Origin of the sequence: Oryzomicrobium sp. (assembly GCF_021287045.1) — a bacterium.
In the GTDB taxonomy this organism is placed as follows: Bacteria; Pseudomonadota; Gammaproteobacteria; order Burkholderiales; family Rhodocyclaceae; genus Oryzomicrobium.
In genome coordinates this window covers 112,250-129,741 of sequence record NZ_JAJTBG010000009.1, presented here as the reverse complement: position 1 = coordinate 129,741, position 17,492 = coordinate 112,250, and the positions used below count along the sequence as shown (strand labels likewise).

The following is a 17,492-nucleotide window of genomic DNA, read 5'->3' as shown; positions in this document are numbered from 1 at the left end:
TCCGTTTCGTTTTCCCGCTCCCTTTCTCCCGCTGTTCCATGGCCATTGCCGTTTCCATCGACCGAGTGGTCAAACGCTTCGGTGCCCTGGCCGCCCTGGACGGCCTCAGCCTGTCGATCGACGAAGGCGAGTTCTTCGGCCTCCTCGGCCCCAACGGCGCCGGTAAGACCACCCTGATCTCCTGCCTGGCCGGCCTGGCCCGGCCCGACAGCGGCCGCCTGCAAGTGCTCGGCCGCGACGTGGTGGCCGACTACCGGGCTGCCCGCCGCCTGCTCGGCGTGGTGCCCCAGGAGCTGGTGTTCGACCCCTTCTTCACCGTCCGCGAAACCCTTCGCTTCCAGTCCGGCTACTTCGGCCTGACCCGCAACGACGACTGGATCGACGAAATCCTGGCTGCCCTGGACCTCACCGACAAGGCCAACACCAACATGCGCCGCCTCTCCGGAGGCATGAAGCGCCGGGTGCTGGTGGCCCAGGCTCTGGTGCACAAGCCGCCGGTGATCGTCCTCGACGAACCCACCGCCGGGGTGGACGTGGAGCTGCGCCAGGGGCTGTGGGCCTTCGTGCGCCAGCTCAATGAGCAGGGCCACACCATCATCCTCACCACCCACTACCTGGAAGAGGCGGAAACCCTGTGCGGGCGCATCGCCATGATGAAACAGGGGAAGGTGGTGGCTCTCGACACCACGGCCAACCTTCTGGCCCGTTTCTCCGGCCACGCCCTGTGGGTGCGCCTGGCCGATCCGGCCCGCCTTCCCGCCGACCTGGCGGCCCGGGCCGTGGCCGACGGGCGTGGCCTGCGCCTGGCCCTGGCCGGCGCCGCCGAACTGGAGCCGACCCTGGCCCGGCTGCGGGAATCGGGCTGTAGTGTCGAAGACCTGCGCGTCCTTCCGCCAGACCTGGAGGATGTCTTTGTGAACCTGCTGCGAGAGGGCGCCCATGGCTGACCTGCACGCCCGCCCGCCGGCCACGCCGGACCGCTGGCTCGGCTTCCAGACCCTGTTCAAGAAAGAAATGCTGCGCTTCTGGAAGGTGGGCTTCCAGACCGTGGCGGCGCCGGTGCTCACCGCACTGCTCTACCTGCTCATCTTCGCCCACGTGCTGGACTCCCACGTGGCGGTCCACGGCGTGCGCTACGCCGCCTTCCTGATCCCCGGCCTGGCGATGATGTCGGTGTTGCAGAACGCCTTCGCCAACTCATCCTCGTCCCTGATCCAGTCCAAGGTCACCGGCAGCATCGTCTTCGTCCTGCTGCCGCCCCTGTCCTACCTGGATTTCTTCGCCGCCTTCGTCCTGGCCGCGGCCCTGCGCGGGCTGGTGGTGGGGGCCGGGGTGCTGGCGGTGACGGGTACCGTGGTGGCCCTGGCCGTGCCGGACGCCGGCTTCGCCGTGGCCGCGCCGGGCTGGGTGCTGGCCTTCGCCCTCCTGGGCGGCGCCCTGATGGGCGCCCTGGGCCTGATCGCCGGCATGTGGGCCGACAAGTTCGACCAGTTGGCGGCGTTCCAGAACTTCCTGGTGATGCCCCTCACCATGCTGTCCGGCGTGTTCTATTCGATCCACTCCCTGCCGGCCTTCTGGCAGGGGATTTCGCGCTTCAACCCGGTGTTTTATATGATCGACGGCTTCCGCTACGGCTTTTTCGGCGCGTCCGACGTGGCCCCGGGGCTGTCGCTGGCGGTGGTGCTGGGGGGCTTCCTCCTCACCGCGGCCTTTACCCTCGCGCTGCTCAAGCGCGGCTACAAACTGCGAGCTTAACCATGGTAACAATCCAAGACCTGGAAGCGGCCCTCAAGGCCGGACTACCCTGCCAGCACCTGGCGGTGGACGGCGACGGACGCCATTTCCAGGCGCTCATCGTCAGCGACGCCTTCAAGGGCCTGTCCCGGGTGCGCCAGCACCAACTGGTCTACCAGGCCCTGGGCGCCAGCATGCAGGACGACCTGGTCCACGCCCTGGCGCTGAAGACCCTGACCCCCGACGAATGGGAGGCCCAGCGTGGATAAGCTTGCCATCGAAGGCGGCCTGCCCCTGGCCGGCGAAATCGCCATCTCCGGGGCCAAGAACGCCGCCCTGCCGATCCTCTGTGCCGGCCTGCTGTCGGCCGAACCCCTGACCCTGACCAACCTGCCGCACCTCAAGGACGTGGCCACCATGCTGCGCCTGCTCGCCCAGATGGGCGTGGGCGTGACCCTGGACGGTGTGGACGGGGTGGTGCTCGAGGGCGCCGGCCTGAACAACCCGGTGGCGCCCTACGAGATGGTCAAGACCATGCGCGCCTCTGTGCTGGTGCTCGGTCCCCTGGTGGCCCGGCACGGCGAGGCTAAGGTGTCCCTGCCCGGCGGCTGCGCCATCGGCGCCCGGCCGGTGGACCAGCACATCAAGGGCTTGCAAGCCATGGGCGCCGAGATCCACGTCGAGCAGGGCTACGTGCACGCCAAGGTCACTGCCGCCAACGGCCGCCTCAAGGGCGCCCGCATCTGCACCGACATGGTCACCGTGACCGGCACCGAGAACCTGATGATGGCCGCCTGCCTTGCCGAAGGCGAGACGGTGATCGAGAACGCCGCCCGGGAACCCGAGGTGGTGGACCTGGCCAACTGCCTGATCAGCATGGGCGCCCGCATCTCCGGCGCCGGCAGCGACGTGATCCGCATCCACGGCGTGGAGCGCCTGCACGGGGCCACCCACTCGATCATGCCCGACCGCATCGAGACCGGCACCTACCTGTGCGCCACCGCCGCCACCGGCGGCGAGGTGCGCCTGACCCGTACCTCGGCGGCCTACCTGGACGTGGTGGTGGACAAGCTGCTCGACGCCGGCTGCGACATCGCCTGCGAGCGCGAGTCGATCCTGATCAAGGCACCCAAGCGCCTCAAGGCAGTGAGCCTGCGCACCGCGCCGTACCCGGCCTTCCCCACCGACATGCAGGCCCAGTTCATGGCCATCAACTGCGTCGCCGACGGGGCCGGGGTGATCCGCGAGACCATCTTCGAAAACCGCTTCATGCACGCCGTGGAGCTGATGCGCTTGGGGGCCGACATCCGCATCGACGGCAACACCGCGGTGGTTACCGGCGTGCCGGCCCTGCAAGGGGCCACGGTGATGGCCACCGACCTGCGCGCCTCTGCCTCCCTGGTCATCGCCGGCCTGGCGGCCCAGGGGGAGACCGTCATCGAGCGCATCTACCATCTGGACCGGGGCTACGAGCGCATCGAGGAAAAGCTCTCCAAGCTCGGCGCCCGGGTCCGGCGCATTCCGTAAGCGCCGGCCGCTGCCGACAGCCGCCGGCGGCATTCCGCAGGCCCCGCCGCCGTCATATTGCCGGCGGCGCGCATCCCTCCCATAATCGGGCGCTCGCCCTGCCCTCAGGGCGAGCCAACCGAGAACATGCAAAAAATCGTGGAGGAGTCATGCGTAAACCCAAGGCATTGTTTGCCGCCCTGGCGGCGGTCGGAATTCTCTTCGGCGGCGTCGCCGCGCACGCCCAGGCCCAGTCCTACCGGGCCGAATACCGGCTGTCCACCGTGCTCGGCACCGCCTTCCCCTGGGGCCAGGCCGGCGAGCGCTGGGCCGAGCTGGTCAAGGAAAAGACCCAGGGCCGGATCAACATCAAGCTCTACCCCGGCACCTCCCTGGTGGGCGGGGACCAGACCCGGGAATTCACCGCCATCCGCCAGGGGGTGATCGATCTGGCCGTGGGCTCGACCATCAACTGGTCGCCCCAGGTCAAGGAACTCAACCTGTTCTCCCTGCCCTTCCTGATGCCCAACTACCGGGCCATGGACGCCCTGACCCAGGGCGAGGTGGGCCAGGAGCTGTTCAAGGTGCTGGAACGCCACCAGGTGGTGCCTCTCGCCTGGGGCGAGAACGGCTTCCGCGAACTGTCCAATTCCAAGCGCCCGGTGCGCACTCCGGCCGACCTGAAGGGCATGAAGCTGCGGGTGGTGGGATCGCCCCTCTATAACGAGACCTTCTCCGCCCTGGGCGCCAACCCGACCCAGATGAGCTGGGCCGACGCCCAACCGGCCCTGGCCTCCGGCGCCGTGGACGGCCAGGAGAACCCCCTGTCGGTGTTCGTCGCCGCCCGCCTGTCCACCGTCGGGCAGAAGCACCTGACCCTGTGGCACTACGTGGCCGATCCCCTGATCTTCGTGGTCAACAAGGACGTCTGGGCCAGCTGGTCCCCGTCGGACCGGGAAGCGGTGCGCCAGGCGGCGCTCCAGGCCGGCCGCGAGAACGTGGACAAGGCGCGCAAGGGCCTGACCGCCGCCGACCCCGCCCTGCTCAAGCAGATCGAGGCCGCTGGCGTCGCCGTCACCGTGCCCACCGCCGCCGAGCGCGAGCAGTTCGTGGCCGCCACCCGCCCGGTCTACGCCAAATGGAGCAAGACCATCGGCGAGCCCCTGGTGAAGAAGGCCGCAGCCGCCATCGCCGCCTCCCAGAAGAAGTAATCATGGCCGACTCCCAAAGCCTCCCCGGCGCCACGGCGCCCGGGGAGGGGGGGCGGCTGCCCGCTCCTCTCCCCCTGCTCGACCGCATCGAGCGGGCCCTGATGGCGCTGACCATGGGCCTGCTCTGCCTGATCACCCTGGCCAACGTGGTGGTGCGCTACTTCACCGACATCTCGTTCGCCTTTACCGAGGAAATCTCGGTCTGGCTGCTGGTGGTGATGACCCTGGTGGGGGCGTCCCACGCCTTCGTCCGCCACCACCACATCGCCATCGCCTTCTTCGTCGAACGGCGCGGTCCGGCGGTGCGCTACTGGACGCGCCTGCTCGGCTACGGCGCCTCGCTGCTGGCCTTCGCCGCCCTGACGGGCCTGGGCGCGCGCATGGCCTGGGACGACTACCAGTTCGAAGTCACCTCGCCGTCCTTGGACATTCCCCAGTGGCTGTACACCGTCTGGCTGCCGCTGTTGTCGGCCCTGGTGGTGGTGCGCTTGGTGCAACGCATCGTGGCCGCCCTGCGCGCCGGCCGGGAGGGCGTCTGATGGATTGGCTCTTGTTCGGCCTGTTCGCCGTCCTGATGTTCTCCGGCGTGCCCCTGGCGGTGGCCATGGGCGTAGCCGGCGGCGTGGTGGTGGCCGCCACCGGGCTGGGGGTGATGTCGATCCCCACCAACGTCTATACCGGCATCGCCAAGTACCCGCTGATGGCCATCCCGGTGTTCGTCATCGCCGGCCTGATCTTCGAGCGGGCCGGGGTGGCCGCCACCATCGTGCGCTTCGCCTCGGCGGTGGTCGGCCAGCGCCGCGGCAGCCTGGCCATCGTCGCCATCCTGGTGGCGATGATCCTGGGCGGCATTTCCGGCTCCGGCCCGGCGGATTCGGCGGCGGTGGGGGCGGTGATGCTCCCGTCCATGCTCAAGGCCGGCTACCCGCGCTCGTTCACCGCCGGGGTGATCGCCGCCGCCGGTTCCACCGACATCCTCATTCCGCCGTCGATCGCCTTCGTCATCTACAGCCTGCTGGTGCCCCAGGCCTCGGTGCCGGCCCTGTTCGCCGCCGGCATGATCCCGGGCATCCTCTCCGGCCTGACCCTGATCCTGGTGGCCTGGTGGCTGTCGGTGCGCCACGGCTTCGAAGCCGAACCGGCCGAGCCGCGCCCGCCCTTCTGGCAGAGCTTGAAGGAAGCCGGCTGGGGCCTGCTCGCTCCGGTGATCATCCTCGGCGGCATGCGCTCCGGCTTCTTCACCCCGACCGAAGCAGCGGTGGTGGCGGTGGCCTACGGCGTGGTGGTGGGCATGGTGATCTATCGCTCGCTGTCCTGGAAGGACGTCTACGAGGTGCTGGTGGAATCCGCCGAGATCTCTTCGGTGATCCTCACCGTGGTGGCCCTGGCCAGCGTGTTCGCCTGGGCGAGCAACACCCTGGGCACCTTCGACCACCTGGCGGCGGCCCTGCTCGGTGCCAACCTGCCCGAGGTGGGGATGCTGCTGGCGATCCAGCTGCTGCTGCTGATCGCCGGCATGTTCCTCGACGCCATCTCCATCTACTTCATCTTCCTGCCCCTGCTCATCCCCATCGCCCAGCACTTCCACTGGGACCTGGTGTGGTTCGGCATCATCATCACCATGAACATGGCCCTGGGCCAGTTCCACCCGCCCCTGGGGGTGAACCTGATGGTGACCTGCCGCATGGCCGGGGTGTCGATGGAATCCACCATCCCCTGGGTGCTGTGGATGGTGGTGGCCATGGCCGGCACCATGTTCCTGGTCACCTTCGTGCCGGAAATCGCCCTGTGGCTGCCGCGCCACCTGGGCTACCTGTAAGCCGTCCGGTGCGCTGATCGGCCGGCGCCCGGGAGCGGGGGCGGAACCTGATAAACTACCAGGTTCCGCCCCCGCTTTTTGTGGACTGCCCGTGAGCACCATCACCATCGCCCTGTCCAAGGGCCGCATCTTCGAAGAAACCCTGCCCCTGCTGGCTGCCGCCGGCATCGTCCCGCAGGAAGACCCGGAAACCTCGCGCAAGCTGATCATCCCCACCAACCGGGACAACGTCCGGGTGGTGATCGTGCGCGCCTCCGACGTGCCCACCTACGTCCAGTACGGCGCCGCCGACCTGGGAGTGGCCGGCAAGGACGTGCTGTTCGAGCACGGCGGCGAGGGCCTCTACCAGCCCCTGGACCTGAACATCGCCAAGTGCCGCATGATGGTGGCGGTGCCCGCCGGCTTCGACTACGACAACGCGGTGCGCCAGGGCGCCCGCCTCAAGGTGGCGACCAAGTACCTCAAGGTGGCCCGGGAGCATTTCGCCGCCAAGGGCGTCCACGTGGACCTGATCAAGCTCTACGGTTCCATGGAACTGGCGCCCCTGGCCGGCCTGGCCGACGCCATCGTGGACCTGGTGTCCTCCGGCGGCACCCTCAAGGCCAACAACCTGGTCGCCGTGGAAGAGATCATGGCGATCTCGTCGCGCCTGGTGGTCAACCAGGCGGCCCTCAAGCTCAAGCGCGAGGCCCTGGAGCCGATCATCGGCGCCATCGCCGGCGCGGTGAAGGAGTGACCATGGTCAACATCAAGCGACTCGATTCCCGCACCGCCGACTTCGACACCCGGCTGAAGGCCCTCCTGGCCTTCGAATCCGCCCAGGACGAGGGCATCGAGGCCACCGTGGCGGCGATCCTGGCCGACGTGAAGGCCCGGGGCGACGCGGCGGTGGTGGAGTACACCAACCGCTTCGACCGCCTGGCCGTGGCCGGCATGGCCGCCCTGGAACTGCCCCAGGCCGAGCTGCGGGCCGCCCTGGAGGGCCTGCCCGCCGAGCGCCGCGCTGCCCTGGAAACCGCCGCCGCACGCATCCGCACCTTCCACGAAAAGCAGAAGGCCGACGGCTGGACCTACACCGAGGCCGACGGCACGGTGCTCGGCCAGATGGTCACGCCGCTGGACCGGGTGGGCCTCTACGTGCCCGGCGGCAAGGCCGCCTATCCGTCGTCGGTGCTGATGAACGCGATCCCCGCCAAGGTGGCCGGGGTCAAGGAACTGATCATGGTGGTGCCCACCCCGGGCGGCGAGAAGAACGCCCTGGTGCTGGCCGCCGCCGCCCTGGCCGGGGTGGACCGGGTATTCACCATCGGCGGCGCCCAAGCCGTGGCCGCCCTGGCCTTCGGCACCGCCACCGTGCCCCAGGTGGACAAGATCGTCGGTCCGGGCAACGCCTACGTGGCCTGCGCCAAGCGTCGCGTCTTCGGCATCGTTGGCATCGACATGGTGGCCGGCCCGTCCGAGATCCTGGTGATCGCCGACGGCTCCACCGACCCGGACTGGGTGGCCATGGACCTCTTTTCCCAGGCCGAGCACGACGAGCTGGCCCAGTCGATCCTGATCTCGCCGGATGCGGCCTACCTGGACAAGGTGGCCGCCAGCATCGAGAAGCTGTTGCCCACCATGCCCCGGGCCGAGGTGATCCGCACCGCCCTGGAAAACCGCGGTGCCCTGATCGCCGTGGCCGACATGGACGAAGCCTGCGCCATCGCCAACCGGGTGGCCCCGGAACACCTGGAGCTGTCCCTGGTGGACGCCGATCCCTGGGTGGCCAAGCTGCACCACGCCGGCGCCATCTTCATCGGCCCCTACACCTCCGAATCCCTGGGCGACTACTGCGCCGGCCCCAACCACGTGCTGCCCACCTCGGGCAGCGCCCGCTTCTCCTCGCCCCTGGGGGTCTACGACTTCCAGAAGCGCACCAGCCTGATCAAGGTGTCCCGGGCCGGGGCCCAGACCCTGGGGCGGATCGCCTCCACCCTGGCCGGCGGCGAGGGCCTGCCCGCCCACGCCAAGTCCGCCGAATACCGGCTGGACTGACGGCGGAGCGACGGACGGCGCGATGGTCGACGCAACCCGCCCCCCGGCGCCAAGCGCCGCCAGCGACGCAGTGCCCCCCGAGGTGACTCTGGGGGCACTTTTTTCGGGCTTTTCCCGGGTCGGCCTGTCCGGCTTCGGCGGCGTGCTGCCCTTCGCCCGGCGCATGCTGGTGGAGCGCCAGCGCTGGCTGTCGCCCCAGGAGTTCAACTCGGTGCTGGGCCTGTGCCAGTTCCTGCCCGGTCCCAACGTGGTGAATCTGGCGGTGTGCGTCGGCAGCCGCTACCAGGGTGCCCTGGGGGCGGTGGTGGCAGTGCTCGGCATGCTGGTCGGGCCTTTCGTAGTGGTGCTGCTGCTGGGCCTGCTGTATTCCCTCTACGGCGAGCTGCACGCAGTGCAGGCCATGCTGCGCGGCATCTCCGCCGTGGGTGTGGGGCTGATCCTCTCCCTGGGGGTGCGCATGCTCGGCGCCCTCAAGGAAAAAAAGGTCTACCTGCCCTTCGTTGTCCTCACCTTCGTTGCCATCGCCGTGCTGCGCCTGCCCCTGGTGCTGGTGATGGGCGTGTTGGCGACCCTGAGCAGCATCGTCGCCTACCGGCGCATCCGCCGGGCCATGGCGGCCCTGGACGCGGGGGAGGGGGCATGAGCGGCATCCTGGTCCAGCTGTTCCTGCACTTCGCCCTGCTGTCGTTCCTGTCCTTCGGCGGCGCCAACGCCCTGCTGCCGGAAATCCACCGGGTGGTGGTGCACCAGCAACACTGGATGAACGACGCCACCTTCACCCATCTCTACGCCGTGGCCCAGGCGGCTCCCGGTCCCAACGTGCTGGTGGTGACCCTGGTGGGCTGGCAGGTGGCCGGCGTGGCCGGCGCCGTGGTCAGCACGGTGGCCATGTGCCTGCCGATGAGCGTGGTGATCTACTTCATCTTCCGCCACTGGGAGCGCTTTCGCGGCGCCCCCTGGCAGCAGGCGGTGCAGGTGGGGGTGGCGCCCCTGTCGATCGGGCTGGTGTTCTCCAGCGGCACCCTGATCGGCCTGACGGCCGGCCTGGGGCCCGGCGGCGTCGCCGCGACCCTGGCGACCATCCTGGTCTGTCTGCGCTTTCCCAAGCTGCACCCCCTGTGGCTGATCGCCGGGGGCGCGTTGCTCGGCTTGCTTGGGCTGGTCTGACCGGGTGGTGCCGGCGATATATTAATTTTTTTCATGTTTTCCGCCGAGTGCTTCGGCAAGGTCGGCGACTGGCGGGGACCTTCGGTTTTTCGCCGGGTTGTTACATGAAAATTATTAATATGTTGTAGCGCGGCCGCGGCAAGGCGGCGTGACGGTTTCGCCGCTTGTAGGCGAATCCGTGCGCGGGATGTGCGGAGAGTAGAGGGGGGCGGGGGAAGCGGGGCGGACGGCCGTCCGCCCCGGGGCCGGAAGATCAGCCGAGGATGTCGGCCAGGGCCTGGACGAGGCTCCGGCATTCGGCGTCGGTGCCGACGGTGATGCGCAGGTACTGGTCGATGCGCGGTGCCTTGAAGTGACGCACGATGATGCTGCGCTCGCGCAGCCGTTGCGCCAGTTCGCCGGCATCGCGGCCCGGGTGGCGGGCGAAGACGAAGTTGGCGGCGGAAGGCACCACGTCGAAGCCCAGACCGGCCAGGTCCTGGGAAAGTGTGTCCCGGCTGGCGATCACCGCCTTGCGGGTGGCGTCGAAGTGGGCGTTGTCGTCCAGGGCGGCCACCGCGCCGGCGATCGCCAGCCGGTCCAGCGGGTAGGAGTTGAAGCTGTTCTTGACCCGTTCCAGGGCTTCGATCAGGTCCGGGTGGCCCACCGCGAAGCCGACCCGCAGCCCGGCCAGGGAGCGGGACTTGGACAGGGTCTGCACTACCAGCAGGTTGGGGTGGCGGTTGACCAGGGCAATGGCGGTGGGGATGGCGGCAATGCTGTCGCCGCTGAAGTCGATGTAGGCCTCGTCCACCACCACCACGCAGTCCGGCTGACCGGCGGCCAGGCGTTCCACCGCCTCCAGGGGCAGCAGGCGGCCGGTGGGGGCGTTGGGGTTGGGGAAGATGATGCCGCCGCAGTTCGGTGCCAGGTAGGGCGCTGGGTCGAGGGCGAAATCACCGTCCAAAGGCACCTTCTCGAACTCGATGCCGTACAGACCGCAATACACCGGGTAGAAGCTGTAGGTGATGTCCGGAAAGCGGATCGGCCGGTCGTGCTTGAGCAGGGCGAGGAAGGCGTGGGCCAGCACCTCGTCCGAACCGTTGCCGACGAACACCTGGTTGGCGGCGATGCCGTGGGCGGCAAAGTGACGCGCCACCGCCGCCTTCAGGGCATCGGCATTGGGGTCCGGATAGAGGCGCAGCCGGGCCGCGTCCGCCCCGTTCTCGCCGCCGATGGCCGCCAGGGCCTTGGGGGAGGGCGGGTAGGGGTTTTCGTTGGTGTTGAGTTTGACCAGGTTGGCGAGCTTGGGCTGCTCACCGGGAACGTAGGGCGTCAGGCTGCGCGTGACGGCGCTCCAGAATCGGCTTGTTTGGCTCATGCAGGGGACCACCGCGACCCGGCGGAGGGCCGCCGGAAAAAAGTAGAAACAAGGTTGAAATGGTATCATCACCCACGTTTCTGCCGATTTCGGCATGTTTCCCGTTTTCCTCGCTCCAGCCTTTTCAAGACTCCCATGCGGCAAGCCGACGTCACGCGCAACACCCTGGAAACCCAGATCACCGTCCGGGTCAATCTCGACGGCACGGGCAAATCCGTGCTCAACACCGGCGTGGGCTTCTTCGACCACATGCTGGACCAGATCGCCCGCCACGGCCTGATCGACCTGGAGATCGAGGCCAACGGCGACCTGCACATCGACGCCCACCACACGGTGGAAGATGTGGGCATCACCCTGGGTCAGGCCCTGGCCAAGGCCTGGGGCGACAAGAAGGGGCTGACCCGCTACGGCCACGCCTACGTGCCCCTGGACGAGGCCCTGTCCCGGGTGGTCATCGACCTGTCCGGCCGCCCCGGCCTGACCTATGGCGTGACCTACACCCGGGCCATGATCGGTGGCTTCGACGTGGACCTGATCCGTGAATTCTTCCAGGGCCTGGTCAACCACGCCGGCATGACCCTGCACATCGACAACCTGCGCGGCGACAACTCGCACCACCAGGCCGAGACCATCTTCAAGGCCTTCGGCCGGGCCCTGCGCGTGGCCGCCAGCCCCGATCCGCGCATGGCCGGGGTGACCCCGTCCACCAAGGGCGTGCTGTGATGCCGGCTGGCACGATCGCCGTCATCGACTACGGCATGGGCAACCTGCGCTCGGTGTCGAAGGCGCTCGAGCACGTTGCCGATGGCCGTTCCGTGGTGGTGACCGCCGATCCGGCCGTGGTCACTGCCGCCGAGCGGGTGGTCTTCCCCGGTCAGGGCGCCATGCCCGACTGCATGGCCGAGCTGGATGCCCGGGGCCTGCGCCAGGCGGTGATCGACGCCGCCGCGAGCAAGCCTTTCCTTGGCATCTGCATTGGCGAACAGATGCTGTTCGAACACAGCGAAGAGGGCGATGTGCCTGGCCTGGGCATCCTGGCCGGCCAGGTGCGGCGCTTTCCCGATGCCGCCATGGTGGCCGCCGACGGCAGCCGCCTGAAGGTGCCGCACATGGGCTGGAACGAGGTGGAGCAGGCGCCCCACCCGGTCTGGTCGGGCATCGCCCAGAATGCCCGCTTCTATTTCGTGCACAGCTACTTCGTCGTTCCCGACGATGGCGCCCTGGAGATCGGCCGCGCCCGCTACGGCGTCCCCTTTACCTGTGCGGTAGCGCGGGATAACATCGTGGCCGTCCAGTTCCACCCGGAGAAAAGCGCCCGGGACGGACTCCAGCTGCTGGCCAACTTCCTCGCCTGGCGGCCCTGATATTCCTGCTGCCGGCTCCCGGGGTTCGATCGTTCCGCCGCGCCGGCATTTTCTTCATCCGTTTCACTGCTTTGTCCACGTCTATCTATGCTGATCATCCCCGCCATTGACCTTAAAGACGGCCAGTGCGTTCGCCTCAAGCAGGGTGTGATGGAGGACGCCACCGTTTTCTCCGAAGAACCCGCCGCCATGGCCCGCCACTGGCTCGACCAGGGCGCCCGCCGCCTGCACTTGGTGGATCTGAACGGCGCCTTCGCCGGCAAGCCGGTCAACGAAAAGGCCATCAAGGCCATCGTCAAGGAAGTCGGCGACGACATCCCCGTCCAGCTGGGCGGCGGCATCCGCGACCTGGACACCATCGAGCGCTACCTGGACGGCGGCATCAGCTACGTCATCATCGGCACCGCCGCGGTGAAGAACCCGGGCTTCCTGCACGACGCCTGCGGCGCCTTCCCCGGCCACATCATCGTCGGCCTGGACGCCAAGGACGGCAAGGTGGCCACCGACGGCTGGTCCAAGCTGACCGGCCACGACGTGGTCGACCTGGCCAAGAAATTCGAGGACTACGGCGTCGAGTCGGTGATCTACACCGACATCGGCCGCGACGGCATGCTGTCCGGCGTGAACATCGAGGCCACGGTGAAGCTCGCCCAGGCCCTGCGCATTCCGGTGATCGCCTCCGGCGGCCTGGCCAGCGTCGATGACGTGAAGGCCCTGTGCGCCGTGGAAGGCGAGGGCATCGTCGGCTCCATCGCCGGCCGCGCCATCTACGACGGCTCCCTGAACTTCAAGGAAGCCCAGTCCGCCGCCGACGCCGCTTCCACCGTGGGCCGCTGAGGTGCGCACCGTCTTTACCGGAGTGCCCCATGGGGCTCGCTAAACGCATCATCCCCTGCCTGGACGTGACTGCCGGGCGGGTGGTCAAGGGCACCAACTTCGTCGACCTGCGCGACGCTGGCGATCCGGTCGAAATTGCCCGCCGCTACGACGCCCAGGGTGCCGACGAGGTGACCTTTCTCGACATCACCGCCAGTTCCGACCAGCGCGACATCATCCTGCACATCATCGAAGCCTGTGCCGAGCAGGTCTTCATCCCGCTCACCGTGGGCGGCGGGGTGCGCAAGGTCGAGGACGTGCGCCGCCTGCTCAACGCCGGCGCCGACAAGGTGTCGATGAACACCGCCGCCGTGCAGAACCCGGACCTGGTGGCCGAGGCCTCGGCCAAGGTCGGCGCCCAGTGCATCGTCGTCGCCATCGACGCCAAGCAGGTGGCCCCGGGCCGCTGGTCCGTGTTCACCCACGGTGGGCGCAACGATACGGGCATGAGCGCCATCGACTGGGCGCGCCGGGTCGAGGAGCTGGGAGCCGGCGAAATCCTGCTCACCAGCATGGACCGGGACGGGACGAAGAACGGATTTGACCTGGGTCTTACCCGGGCGGTGGCCGATGCGGTGAAAATCCCCGTGATCGCCTCCGGCGGCGTCGGCAACCTGCAGCACCTGGCCGACGGCGTCACCGAGGGGCGGGCCGACGCGGTTTTGGCCGCGTCCATCTTCCACTTCGGCGAATACACCGTTCGCCAGGCCAAGGAATACATGCGCGAGCGGGGCATCGAAGTCAGGCTCTGAGCCCTTCGACCCCTCTGCGTCTGCAACCGCCATGAGCAAAGACCTCGACCCCACCCTGCCCTGGCTGGACGCCCTCGTCTGGGATGCCCAGGGGCTGCTGCCGGTTATTGCCCAGGACGCCGCTTCCGGCCGGGTGCTGATGTTCGCCTGGACCAACCGGGAGGCGCTGCTGGAAACCGCCGCCACCGGCCGGGCCGTGTACTGGTCCCGCTCCCGCAACCGCCTGTGGCGCAAGGGCGAGGAATCCGGCCACGTGCAGCAGGTCAGCGATATCCGCACCGACTGCGACGGCGACGTGATCCTCTACAGCGTCACCCAGGAAGGCGGCATCGCCTGCCACACCGGCCGGGAGAGTTGCTTCTTCTACCTGCTGGAAGGCCAGGAAGGCCCCTGGGTTGCGGCCGATCCCGTTTTGAAGAACCCCAAGGACATCTACAAATGATCGACTACGAAGTGCTGCAGCGGATCTCCGAGACCCTGACCTCCCGGCGCAACGCCGATCCGTCCTCGTCCTACACCGCCCAATTGCTGGCCAAGGGTCCAGACTCGATCCTGAAGAAGATCGGTGAGGAAACCGCCGAGCTGATCATGGCCGGCAAAGAAGGCAATCGCCTGCACATCGTGCGTGAATCCGCCGACGTGCTGTTCCACATGATGGTCCTGCTGGTGCACGCCGGCCTGTCGATCGACGACGTGCTGGTGGAAATGCGCCGCCGGGAAGGCATCTCCGGCATTGAAGAGAAAAAGGCCCGGACGGTGTCCAAGTAATAGGGCCGGCGAGACAGCAAGAGACTGCGATGGACAACTGCCTGTTCTGCAAGATCGTGCGGGGGGAGATTCCCTCCCGGAAAGCCTATGAGGACGACGACCTGTTGGCCTTCCACGACATCCACCCGCAGCGCCCGGTACATATCCTGGTGATCCCCAAGCGGCACATCACCTCCCTGGCCCAGGCCACGCCGGCCGACGTGCCGCTGCTGGGCCGGATGCTCCAGGTGGCCCAGCAGCTCGCCATGGACAACGGCAGCCCGGACGGCTTCCGCACCATCATCAACACCGGCCTCGTCGGCCAGCAGGAAGTGATGCACCTGCACATGCACATCGTTGGCGGCCCCGAGCCCGTGGGCCCCATGCTCAAACGACTTTAAGGAGACTTTCTATGGGTAGCTTTAGCATTTGGCACTGGCTGATCGTTCTGGTCATCGTCCTTCTCGTCTTCGGCACCAAGAAGCTGCGCAACATCGGCCAGGATCTGGGCGGTGCGGTCAAGGGCTTCAAGGAAGGCATGAAGGAAGGCGATAACAGCGCCCCCGCCGCCCCCGCCCAGCCGTCCCAGCAGCTCTCCGGCGGCCAGACCATCGAGGGCGAGGTCAAGGAAAAGACCAAGTCCTGACCGTAGAGGGAGGTGCCGGCCCCTAGCGGGCGCGGCGCCTCGTTCCCCTTACTTCCCTCTGCACTGCCTATGTTCGACATCAGTTTTACCGAACTCCTCGTCATCGCCGTGGTGGCCCTGGTGGTGATCGGCCCTGAGCGCCTGCCCAAGGTGGCGCGCACCGCCGGTCATCTGCTCGGCCGCCTGCAGCGCTACGTGTCCGACGTGAAGTCGGACATCCAGCGCGAGATGCAGTTGGAGGAGTTGAAAAAGCTCCAGGCCGAGGTGGCCGAGTCGGCCCGGCAGATGGAAGAAAAGCTGACCACCGACCTGCGCGACGCCGAGCAGCAGCTGAAGTCCGGCTTTGCCGATGTGCAGCAGGCGGGCAACGACGTGGCCGGCGCCCTGACCGAGACCGCCGCCAGCGTGAACGAGGCCGGTCGCGAGATCGCCGCCGCCAGCAGCGCCGAAACGTTGGCATCGTCGACATCGCCGGCATTGGCGGCGCCGGCGGAGGATGAATCCATCGCTCCGGTTCCAGCTCCCGCCGACGAGAACAAAATCCTGGCCGATGGCGGCTCCCCCGCAGGCCACTCCGGCCTGGGCGCTCCCCTGCCGTCGCCCTCCACCCCCACGGAAACTCCGGTCGCCAAGGGCTGAGCCTGACCAGGCCCGCCCGCGCCGACCGGCCCGCTTCTTGATTTTCGAGCGCCCATGAGCGATACGTCGCAGCCCCAGGAAGACTCCTTCATCTCCCACCTGATGGAACTGCGGGACCGCCTGATCCGGTCGATCCTGGCGGTGGTGATCGTGTTCGTCTGCCTGTTCCCCTGGGCCAAGGAGCTCTACGCCGCCCTGGCCCAGCCCCTGATCGCCAGCCTGCCCCGGGGCGGCCAGATGATCGCCACCGACGTGGTCGGCGTGTTTCTGGTGCCGATGAAGGTGGCGCTGATGGTGGCCTTCCTGATCGCGCTGCCCTACGTGCTGTACCAGATCTGGGCCTTCGTCGCTCCCGGCCTCTATTCCCATGAAAAGCGCCTGGTGCTGCCCCTGGTGGTGGCCTCCCTGCTGCTCTTCCTGCTGGGCATGTCCTTCGCCTACTTCCTGGTCTTCCCCACCGTGTTCGGCTTCATGGCCAAGGTGGCGCCGGAAGGGGTGGCGTGGATGACCGATATCGACAAGTACCTGTCCTTCGTCATGACCACCTTCGTGGCCTTCGGCGTCACCTTCGAGGTGCCGGTGATCGTCATCGTCCTGGTGCGCATGGGCGTGGTCGACCTGCAAAAGCTCAAGGACATCCGCCCCTACGTGATCGTCGGCGCCTTCATCGTCGCGGCGGTATTCACCCCGCCGGACGTGGTGTCCCAGTTCATGCTGGCGGTGCCCCTGTGCCTGCTCTACGAACTGGGCATCTTCATGTCCCGCTTCGTCGGCAGCCGACGGGACGCGGAAGACGACAGCCAACAAAAAACCGCCTGATTCAGGCGGTTTTTTTTGGCGGTGCCGGGACGGTGTCGGCCCGGCTTGCCACCTGGCCGTCCACGAACAACCACAGGGAGCCGGGCGGCAGCGGATGCCAGACCTCGTCGTCGGTGAGCGGGGTGGTGGCGATCACCGCCACCCGGTCTTCCGGGGTGGTCAACTGACTGAAATCCACCGTCACGTCCTCGTCGGTCAGGTGCGCCTTGGCGAACGGCGCCTGGCGGACGATGTGGGTGAGGCGCGACGAGCAATGCGCGAACAGGGCCTGACCGTCGGAGAGCAGGAAGTTGAATTCCCCCAGCCGCCCCAGTTCCCGGGCCACCTCGGCCACGGTGGCGAACAGGGCGTCCTGCCCGGGCGGCGTGTCGCCGTGGCGCTGGCGCAGCCGTTCGAGCAGGTAGCAGAAGGCTTTCTCGCTGTCGGTCTCGCCCACCGGGCGGTAGGGGCCGGTGAACACCGGGTCGAAGCCGAGCAGGTTGCCGTTGTGGGCGAAAATCCAATAGCGCCCCCACAGCTCGCGGCGGAAGGGGTGGGTGTTCTCCAGCCCGACCGGGCCCTGGGTGGCCTTGCGGATGTGGGCGATGACGTTGCGCGAGCGGATCGGGTACTGCTTGACCAGCTCCGCCACCGGCGAGGCCGCCGAGGGTTCCGGGTCGAGGAACAGGCGCACGCCCTTGCCCTCGAAGAAGGCGATGCCCCAGCCATCCTGGTGGATGTCGGTCAGGCCGCCGCGGGCGGTGAATCCGGTGAACGAAAAGCAGATGTCGGTCGGCACGTTGCAGTTCATGCCGAGTAGCTGGCACATGGAATCG

23 protein-coding genes are annotated in these 17,492 nt (G+C 67.9%); 21 read left to right on the top strand and 2 right to left on the bottom strand.

The genetic code is table 11. From position 1 onward, the window contains the following. Nucleotides 1-38: 38 nt before the first annotated feature. The 11 genes from LWW89_RS11870 to LWW89_RS11820 all read left to right on the top strand — a co-directional run bounded on the left by LWW89_RS11870 (nt 39) and on the right by LWW89_RS11820 (nt 9,474). A complete protein-coding gene (locus LWW89_RS11870) occupies nt 39-947 on the top strand; it encodes an ABC transporter ATP-binding protein (protein ID WP_293264394.1) in 909 nt (302 codons plus the stop codon). Then, the gene (locus tag LWW89_RS11865) at nt 940-1,755 is read left to right on the top strand and encodes an ABC transporter permease (protein WP_293264393.1); all 816 of its coding nucleotides are present in this window, start codon (nt 940-942) and stop codon (nt 1,753-1,755) included. Before LWW89_RS11870 ends, LWW89_RS11865 begins: the two co-directional genes overlap by 8 nt. A 2-nt stretch (nt 1,756-1,757) precedes the next feature. Further along, nucleotides 1,758-2,003, top strand: coding sequence for a BolA/IbaG family iron-sulfur metabolism protein (locus LWW89_RS11860; protein ID WP_293264391.1), 246 nt, complete (start codon nt 1,758-1,760; stop codon nt 2,001-2,003). After that, nucleotides 1,996-3,261 carry a UDP-N-acetylglucosamine 1-carboxyvinyltransferase gene (gene murA, locus LWW89_RS11855; protein ID WP_293264389.1) on the top strand — a complete coding sequence of 422 codons (1,266 nt, stop codon included), beginning with the start codon at nt 1,996-1,998 and terminating at the stop codon, nt 3,259-3,261. Before LWW89_RS11860 ends, murA begins: the two co-directional genes overlap by 8 nt. Nucleotides 3,262-3,410: 149 nt before the next feature. Further along, the gene (locus LWW89_RS11850) at nt 3,411-4,451 is read left to right on the top strand and encodes a DctP family TRAP transporter solute-binding subunit (RefSeq protein ID WP_293264387.1); all 1,041 of its coding nucleotides are present in this window, start codon (nt 3,411-3,413) and stop codon (nt 4,449-4,451) included. A 2-nt stretch (nt 4,452-4,453) separates the two neighbouring features. Next, nucleotides 4,454-4,990: a TRAP transporter small permease gene (locus LWW89_RS11845; RefSeq protein ID WP_293264385.1), complete on the top strand. Its 537-nt coding sequence runs from the start codon at nt 4,454-4,456 to the stop codon at nt 4,988-4,990. Further along, nucleotides 4,990-6,270 (top strand): TRAP transporter large permease, encoded by a 1,281-nt coding sequence (locus LWW89_RS11840; protein ID WP_293264383.1) that lies wholly within the window; start codon nt 4,990-4,992, stop codon nt 6,268-6,270. The genes LWW89_RS11845 and LWW89_RS11840 overlap by 1 nt, the downstream gene beginning before the upstream one ends. Nucleotides 6,271-6,361: 91 nt before the next feature. Then, a complete protein-coding gene (gene hisG, locus LWW89_RS11835; RefSeq protein WP_293264381.1) occupies nt 6,362-7,006 on the top strand; it encodes an ATP phosphoribosyltransferase in 645 nt (214 codons plus the stop codon). After that, nucleotides 7,003-8,307, top strand: a complete 1,305-nt coding sequence (gene hisD / locus LWW89_RS11830; protein ID WP_293264379.1) for a histidinol dehydrogenase — start codon at nt 7,003-7,005, stop codon at nt 8,305-8,307. The genes hisG and hisD overlap by 4 nt, the downstream gene beginning before the upstream one ends. Nucleotides 8,308-8,329: 22 nt before the next feature. Further along, nucleotides 8,330-8,950, top strand: coding sequence for a chromate transporter (locus LWW89_RS11825; RefSeq protein WP_293264377.1), 621 nt, complete (start codon nt 8,330-8,332; stop codon nt 8,948-8,950). Continuing rightward, the gene (locus LWW89_RS11820) at nt 8,947-9,474 is read left to right on the top strand and encodes a chromate transporter (RefSeq protein ID WP_293264375.1); all 528 of its coding nucleotides are present in this window, start codon (nt 8,947-8,949) and stop codon (nt 9,472-9,474) included. The genes LWW89_RS11825 and LWW89_RS11820 overlap by 4 nt, the downstream gene beginning before the upstream one ends. A 253-nt stretch (nt 9,475-9,727) precedes the next feature. Here the strand turns inward: LWW89_RS11820 and hisC are convergent, their stop codons facing one another. Beyond that, nucleotides 9,728-10,834 (bottom strand): histidinol-phosphate transaminase, encoded by a 1,107-nt coding sequence (gene hisC, locus LWW89_RS11815; RefSeq protein WP_293264373.1) that lies wholly within the window; start codon nt 10,832-10,834, stop codon nt 9,728-9,730. Nucleotides 10,835-10,969: 135 nt separating this feature from the next. Here hisC and hisB point away from each other — a divergent pair, with 135 nt between their 5' ends. From hisB to tatC, 10 genes are all read left to right on the top strand, one after another. Continuing rightward, on the top strand, nt 10,970-11,557 hold the full coding sequence (hisB, locus tag LWW89_RS11810; RefSeq protein ID WP_293264371.1) for an imidazoleglycerol-phosphate dehydratase HisB: 588 nt from the start codon (nt 10,970-10,972) through the stop codon (nt 11,555-11,557). Beyond that, complete coding sequence (gene hisH / locus LWW89_RS11805) at nt 11,557-12,198, top strand: imidazole glycerol phosphate synthase subunit HisH (RefSeq protein ID WP_293264369.1); 642 nt, start codon at nt 11,557-11,559, stop codon at nt 12,196-12,198. Before hisB ends, hisH begins: the two co-directional genes overlap by 1 nt. Nucleotides 12,199-12,285: 87 nt before the next feature. Beyond that, on the top strand, nt 12,286-13,035 hold the full coding sequence (hisA, locus tag LWW89_RS11800) for a 1-(5-phosphoribosyl)-5-[(5-phosphoribosylamino)methylideneamino]imidazole-4-carboxamide isomerase (protein ID WP_293264367.1): 750 nt from the start codon (nt 12,286-12,288) through the stop codon (nt 13,033-13,035). A 29-nt stretch (nt 13,036-13,064) separates the two neighbouring features. Beyond that, entirely contained in the window at nt 13,065-13,826 is a 762-nt protein-coding gene (hisF, locus tag LWW89_RS11795) for an imidazole glycerol phosphate synthase subunit HisF (protein WP_293264366.1), read from the top strand. A 31-nt stretch (nt 13,827-13,857) separates the two neighbouring features. Then, nucleotides 13,858-14,268, top strand: coding sequence for a phosphoribosyl-AMP cyclohydrolase (gene hisI / locus LWW89_RS11790; protein WP_293264365.1), 411 nt, complete (start codon nt 13,858-13,860; stop codon nt 14,266-14,268). Beyond that, complete coding sequence (locus LWW89_RS11785) at nt 14,265-14,594, top strand: phosphoribosyl-ATP diphosphatase (protein WP_293264364.1); 330 nt, start codon at nt 14,265-14,267, stop codon at nt 14,592-14,594. Before hisI ends, LWW89_RS11785 begins: the two co-directional genes overlap by 4 nt. 29 nt (nt 14,595-14,623) lie before the next feature. Then, nucleotides 14,624-14,974, top strand: coding sequence for a histidine triad nucleotide-binding protein (locus LWW89_RS11780; RefSeq protein ID WP_293264363.1), 351 nt, complete (start codon nt 14,624-14,626; stop codon nt 14,972-14,974). 11 nt (nt 14,975-14,985) lie between these two features. Continuing rightward, a complete protein-coding gene (gene tatA / locus LWW89_RS11775) occupies nt 14,986-15,219 on the top strand; it encodes a Sec-independent protein translocase subunit TatA (protein ID WP_293264362.1) in 234 nt (77 codons plus the stop codon). 69 nt (nt 15,220-15,288) lie between these two features. After that, nucleotides 15,289-15,858, top strand: a complete 570-nt coding sequence (tatB, locus tag LWW89_RS11770) for a Sec-independent protein translocase protein TatB (protein WP_293264361.1) — start codon at nt 15,289-15,291, stop codon at nt 15,856-15,858. Nucleotides 15,859-15,912: 54 nt separating this feature from the next. After that, nucleotides 15,913-16,677 carry a twin-arginine translocase subunit TatC gene (gene tatC / locus LWW89_RS11765; RefSeq protein ID WP_293264360.1) on the top strand — a complete coding sequence of 255 codons (765 nt, stop codon included), beginning with the start codon at nt 15,913-15,915 and terminating at the stop codon, nt 16,675-16,677. A gap of 1 nt (nt 16,678) precedes the next feature. On the opposite strand, the gene LWW89_RS11760 is transcribed toward tatC, so the two are convergent. Further along, on the bottom strand, nt 16,679-17,485 hold the full coding sequence (locus LWW89_RS11760; protein ID WP_293264358.1) for a class II glutamine amidotransferase: 807 nt from the start codon (nt 17,483-17,485) through the stop codon (nt 16,679-16,681). Nucleotides 17,486-17,492 lie beyond the last annotated feature (7 nt).

What these genes read in the sequence shown, in the direction of transcription:
- hisH (WP_293264369.1), top strand. Translation starts at nt 11,557, where the DNA reads ATGCCGGCTGGCACGATCGCCGTCATCGACTACGGCATGGGCAACCTG.
- tatB (WP_293264361.1), top strand. Translation starts at nt 15,289, where the DNA reads ATGTTCGACATCAGTTTTACCGAACTCCTCGTCATCGCCGTGGTGGCC.
- LWW89_RS11820 (WP_293264375.1), top strand. Translation starts at nt 8,947, where the DNA reads ATGAGCGGCATCCTGGTCCAGCTGTTCCTGCACTTCGCCCTGCTGTCG.
- LWW89_RS11785 (WP_293264364.1), top strand. Translation starts at nt 14,265, where the DNA reads ATGATCGACTACGAAGTGCTGCAGCGGATCTCCGAGACCCTGACCTCC.
- LWW89_RS11845 (WP_293264385.1), top strand. Translation starts at nt 4,454, where the DNA reads ATGGCCGACTCCCAAAGCCTCCCCGGCGCCACGGCGCCCGGGGAGGGG.
- hisF (WP_293264366.1), top strand. Translation starts at nt 13,065, where the DNA reads ATGGGGCTCGCTAAACGCATCATCCCCTGCCTGGACGTGACTGCCGGG.
- LWW89_RS11870 (WP_293264394.1), top strand. Translation starts at nt 39, where the DNA reads ATGGCCATTGCCGTTTCCATCGACCGAGTGGTCAAACGCTTCGGTGCC.
- hisB (WP_293264371.1), top strand. Translation starts at nt 10,970, where the DNA reads ATGCGGCAAGCCGACGTCACGCGCAACACCCTGGAAACCCAGATCACC.
- LWW89_RS11840 (WP_293264383.1), top strand. Translation starts at nt 4,990, where the DNA reads ATGGATTGGCTCTTGTTCGGCCTGTTCGCCGTCCTGATGTTCTCCGGC.
- hisI (WP_293264365.1), top strand. Translation starts at nt 13,858, where the DNA reads ATGAGCAAAGACCTCGACCCCACCCTGCCCTGGCTGGACGCCCTCGTC.
- LWW89_RS11760 (WP_293264358.1), bottom strand. Translation starts at nt 17,485, where the DNA reads ATGTGCCAGCTACTCGGCATGAACTGCAACGTGCCGACCGACATCTGC.
- LWW89_RS11780 (WP_293264363.1), top strand. Translation starts at nt 14,624, where the DNA reads ATGGACAACTGCCTGTTCTGCAAGATCGTGCGGGGGGAGATTCCCTCC.
- tatA (WP_293264362.1), top strand. Translation starts at nt 14,986, where the DNA reads ATGGGTAGCTTTAGCATTTGGCACTGGCTGATCGTTCTGGTCATCGTC.
- tatC (WP_293264360.1), top strand. Translation starts at nt 15,913, where the DNA reads ATGAGCGATACGTCGCAGCCCCAGGAAGACTCCTTCATCTCCCACCTG.
- hisC (WP_293264373.1), bottom strand. Translation starts at nt 10,834, where the DNA reads ATGAGCCAAACAAGCCGATTCTGGAGCGCCGTCACGCGCAGCCTGACG.
- LWW89_RS11850 (WP_293264387.1), top strand. Translation starts at nt 3,411, where the DNA reads ATGCGTAAACCCAAGGCATTGTTTGCCGCCCTGGCGGCGGTCGGAATT.
- LWW89_RS11865 (WP_293264393.1), top strand. Translation starts at nt 940, where the DNA reads ATGGCTGACCTGCACGCCCGCCCGCCGGCCACGCCGGACCGCTGGCTC.
- hisA (WP_293264367.1), top strand. Translation starts at nt 12,286, where the DNA reads ATGCTGATCATCCCCGCCATTGACCTTAAAGACGGCCAGTGCGTTCGC.
- LWW89_RS11860 (WP_293264391.1), top strand. Translation starts at nt 1,758, where the DNA reads ATGGTAACAATCCAAGACCTGGAAGCGGCCCTCAAGGCCGGACTACCC.
- LWW89_RS11825 (WP_293264377.1), top strand. Translation starts at nt 8,330, where the DNA reads ATGGTCGACGCAACCCGCCCCCCGGCGCCAAGCGCCGCCAGCGACGCA.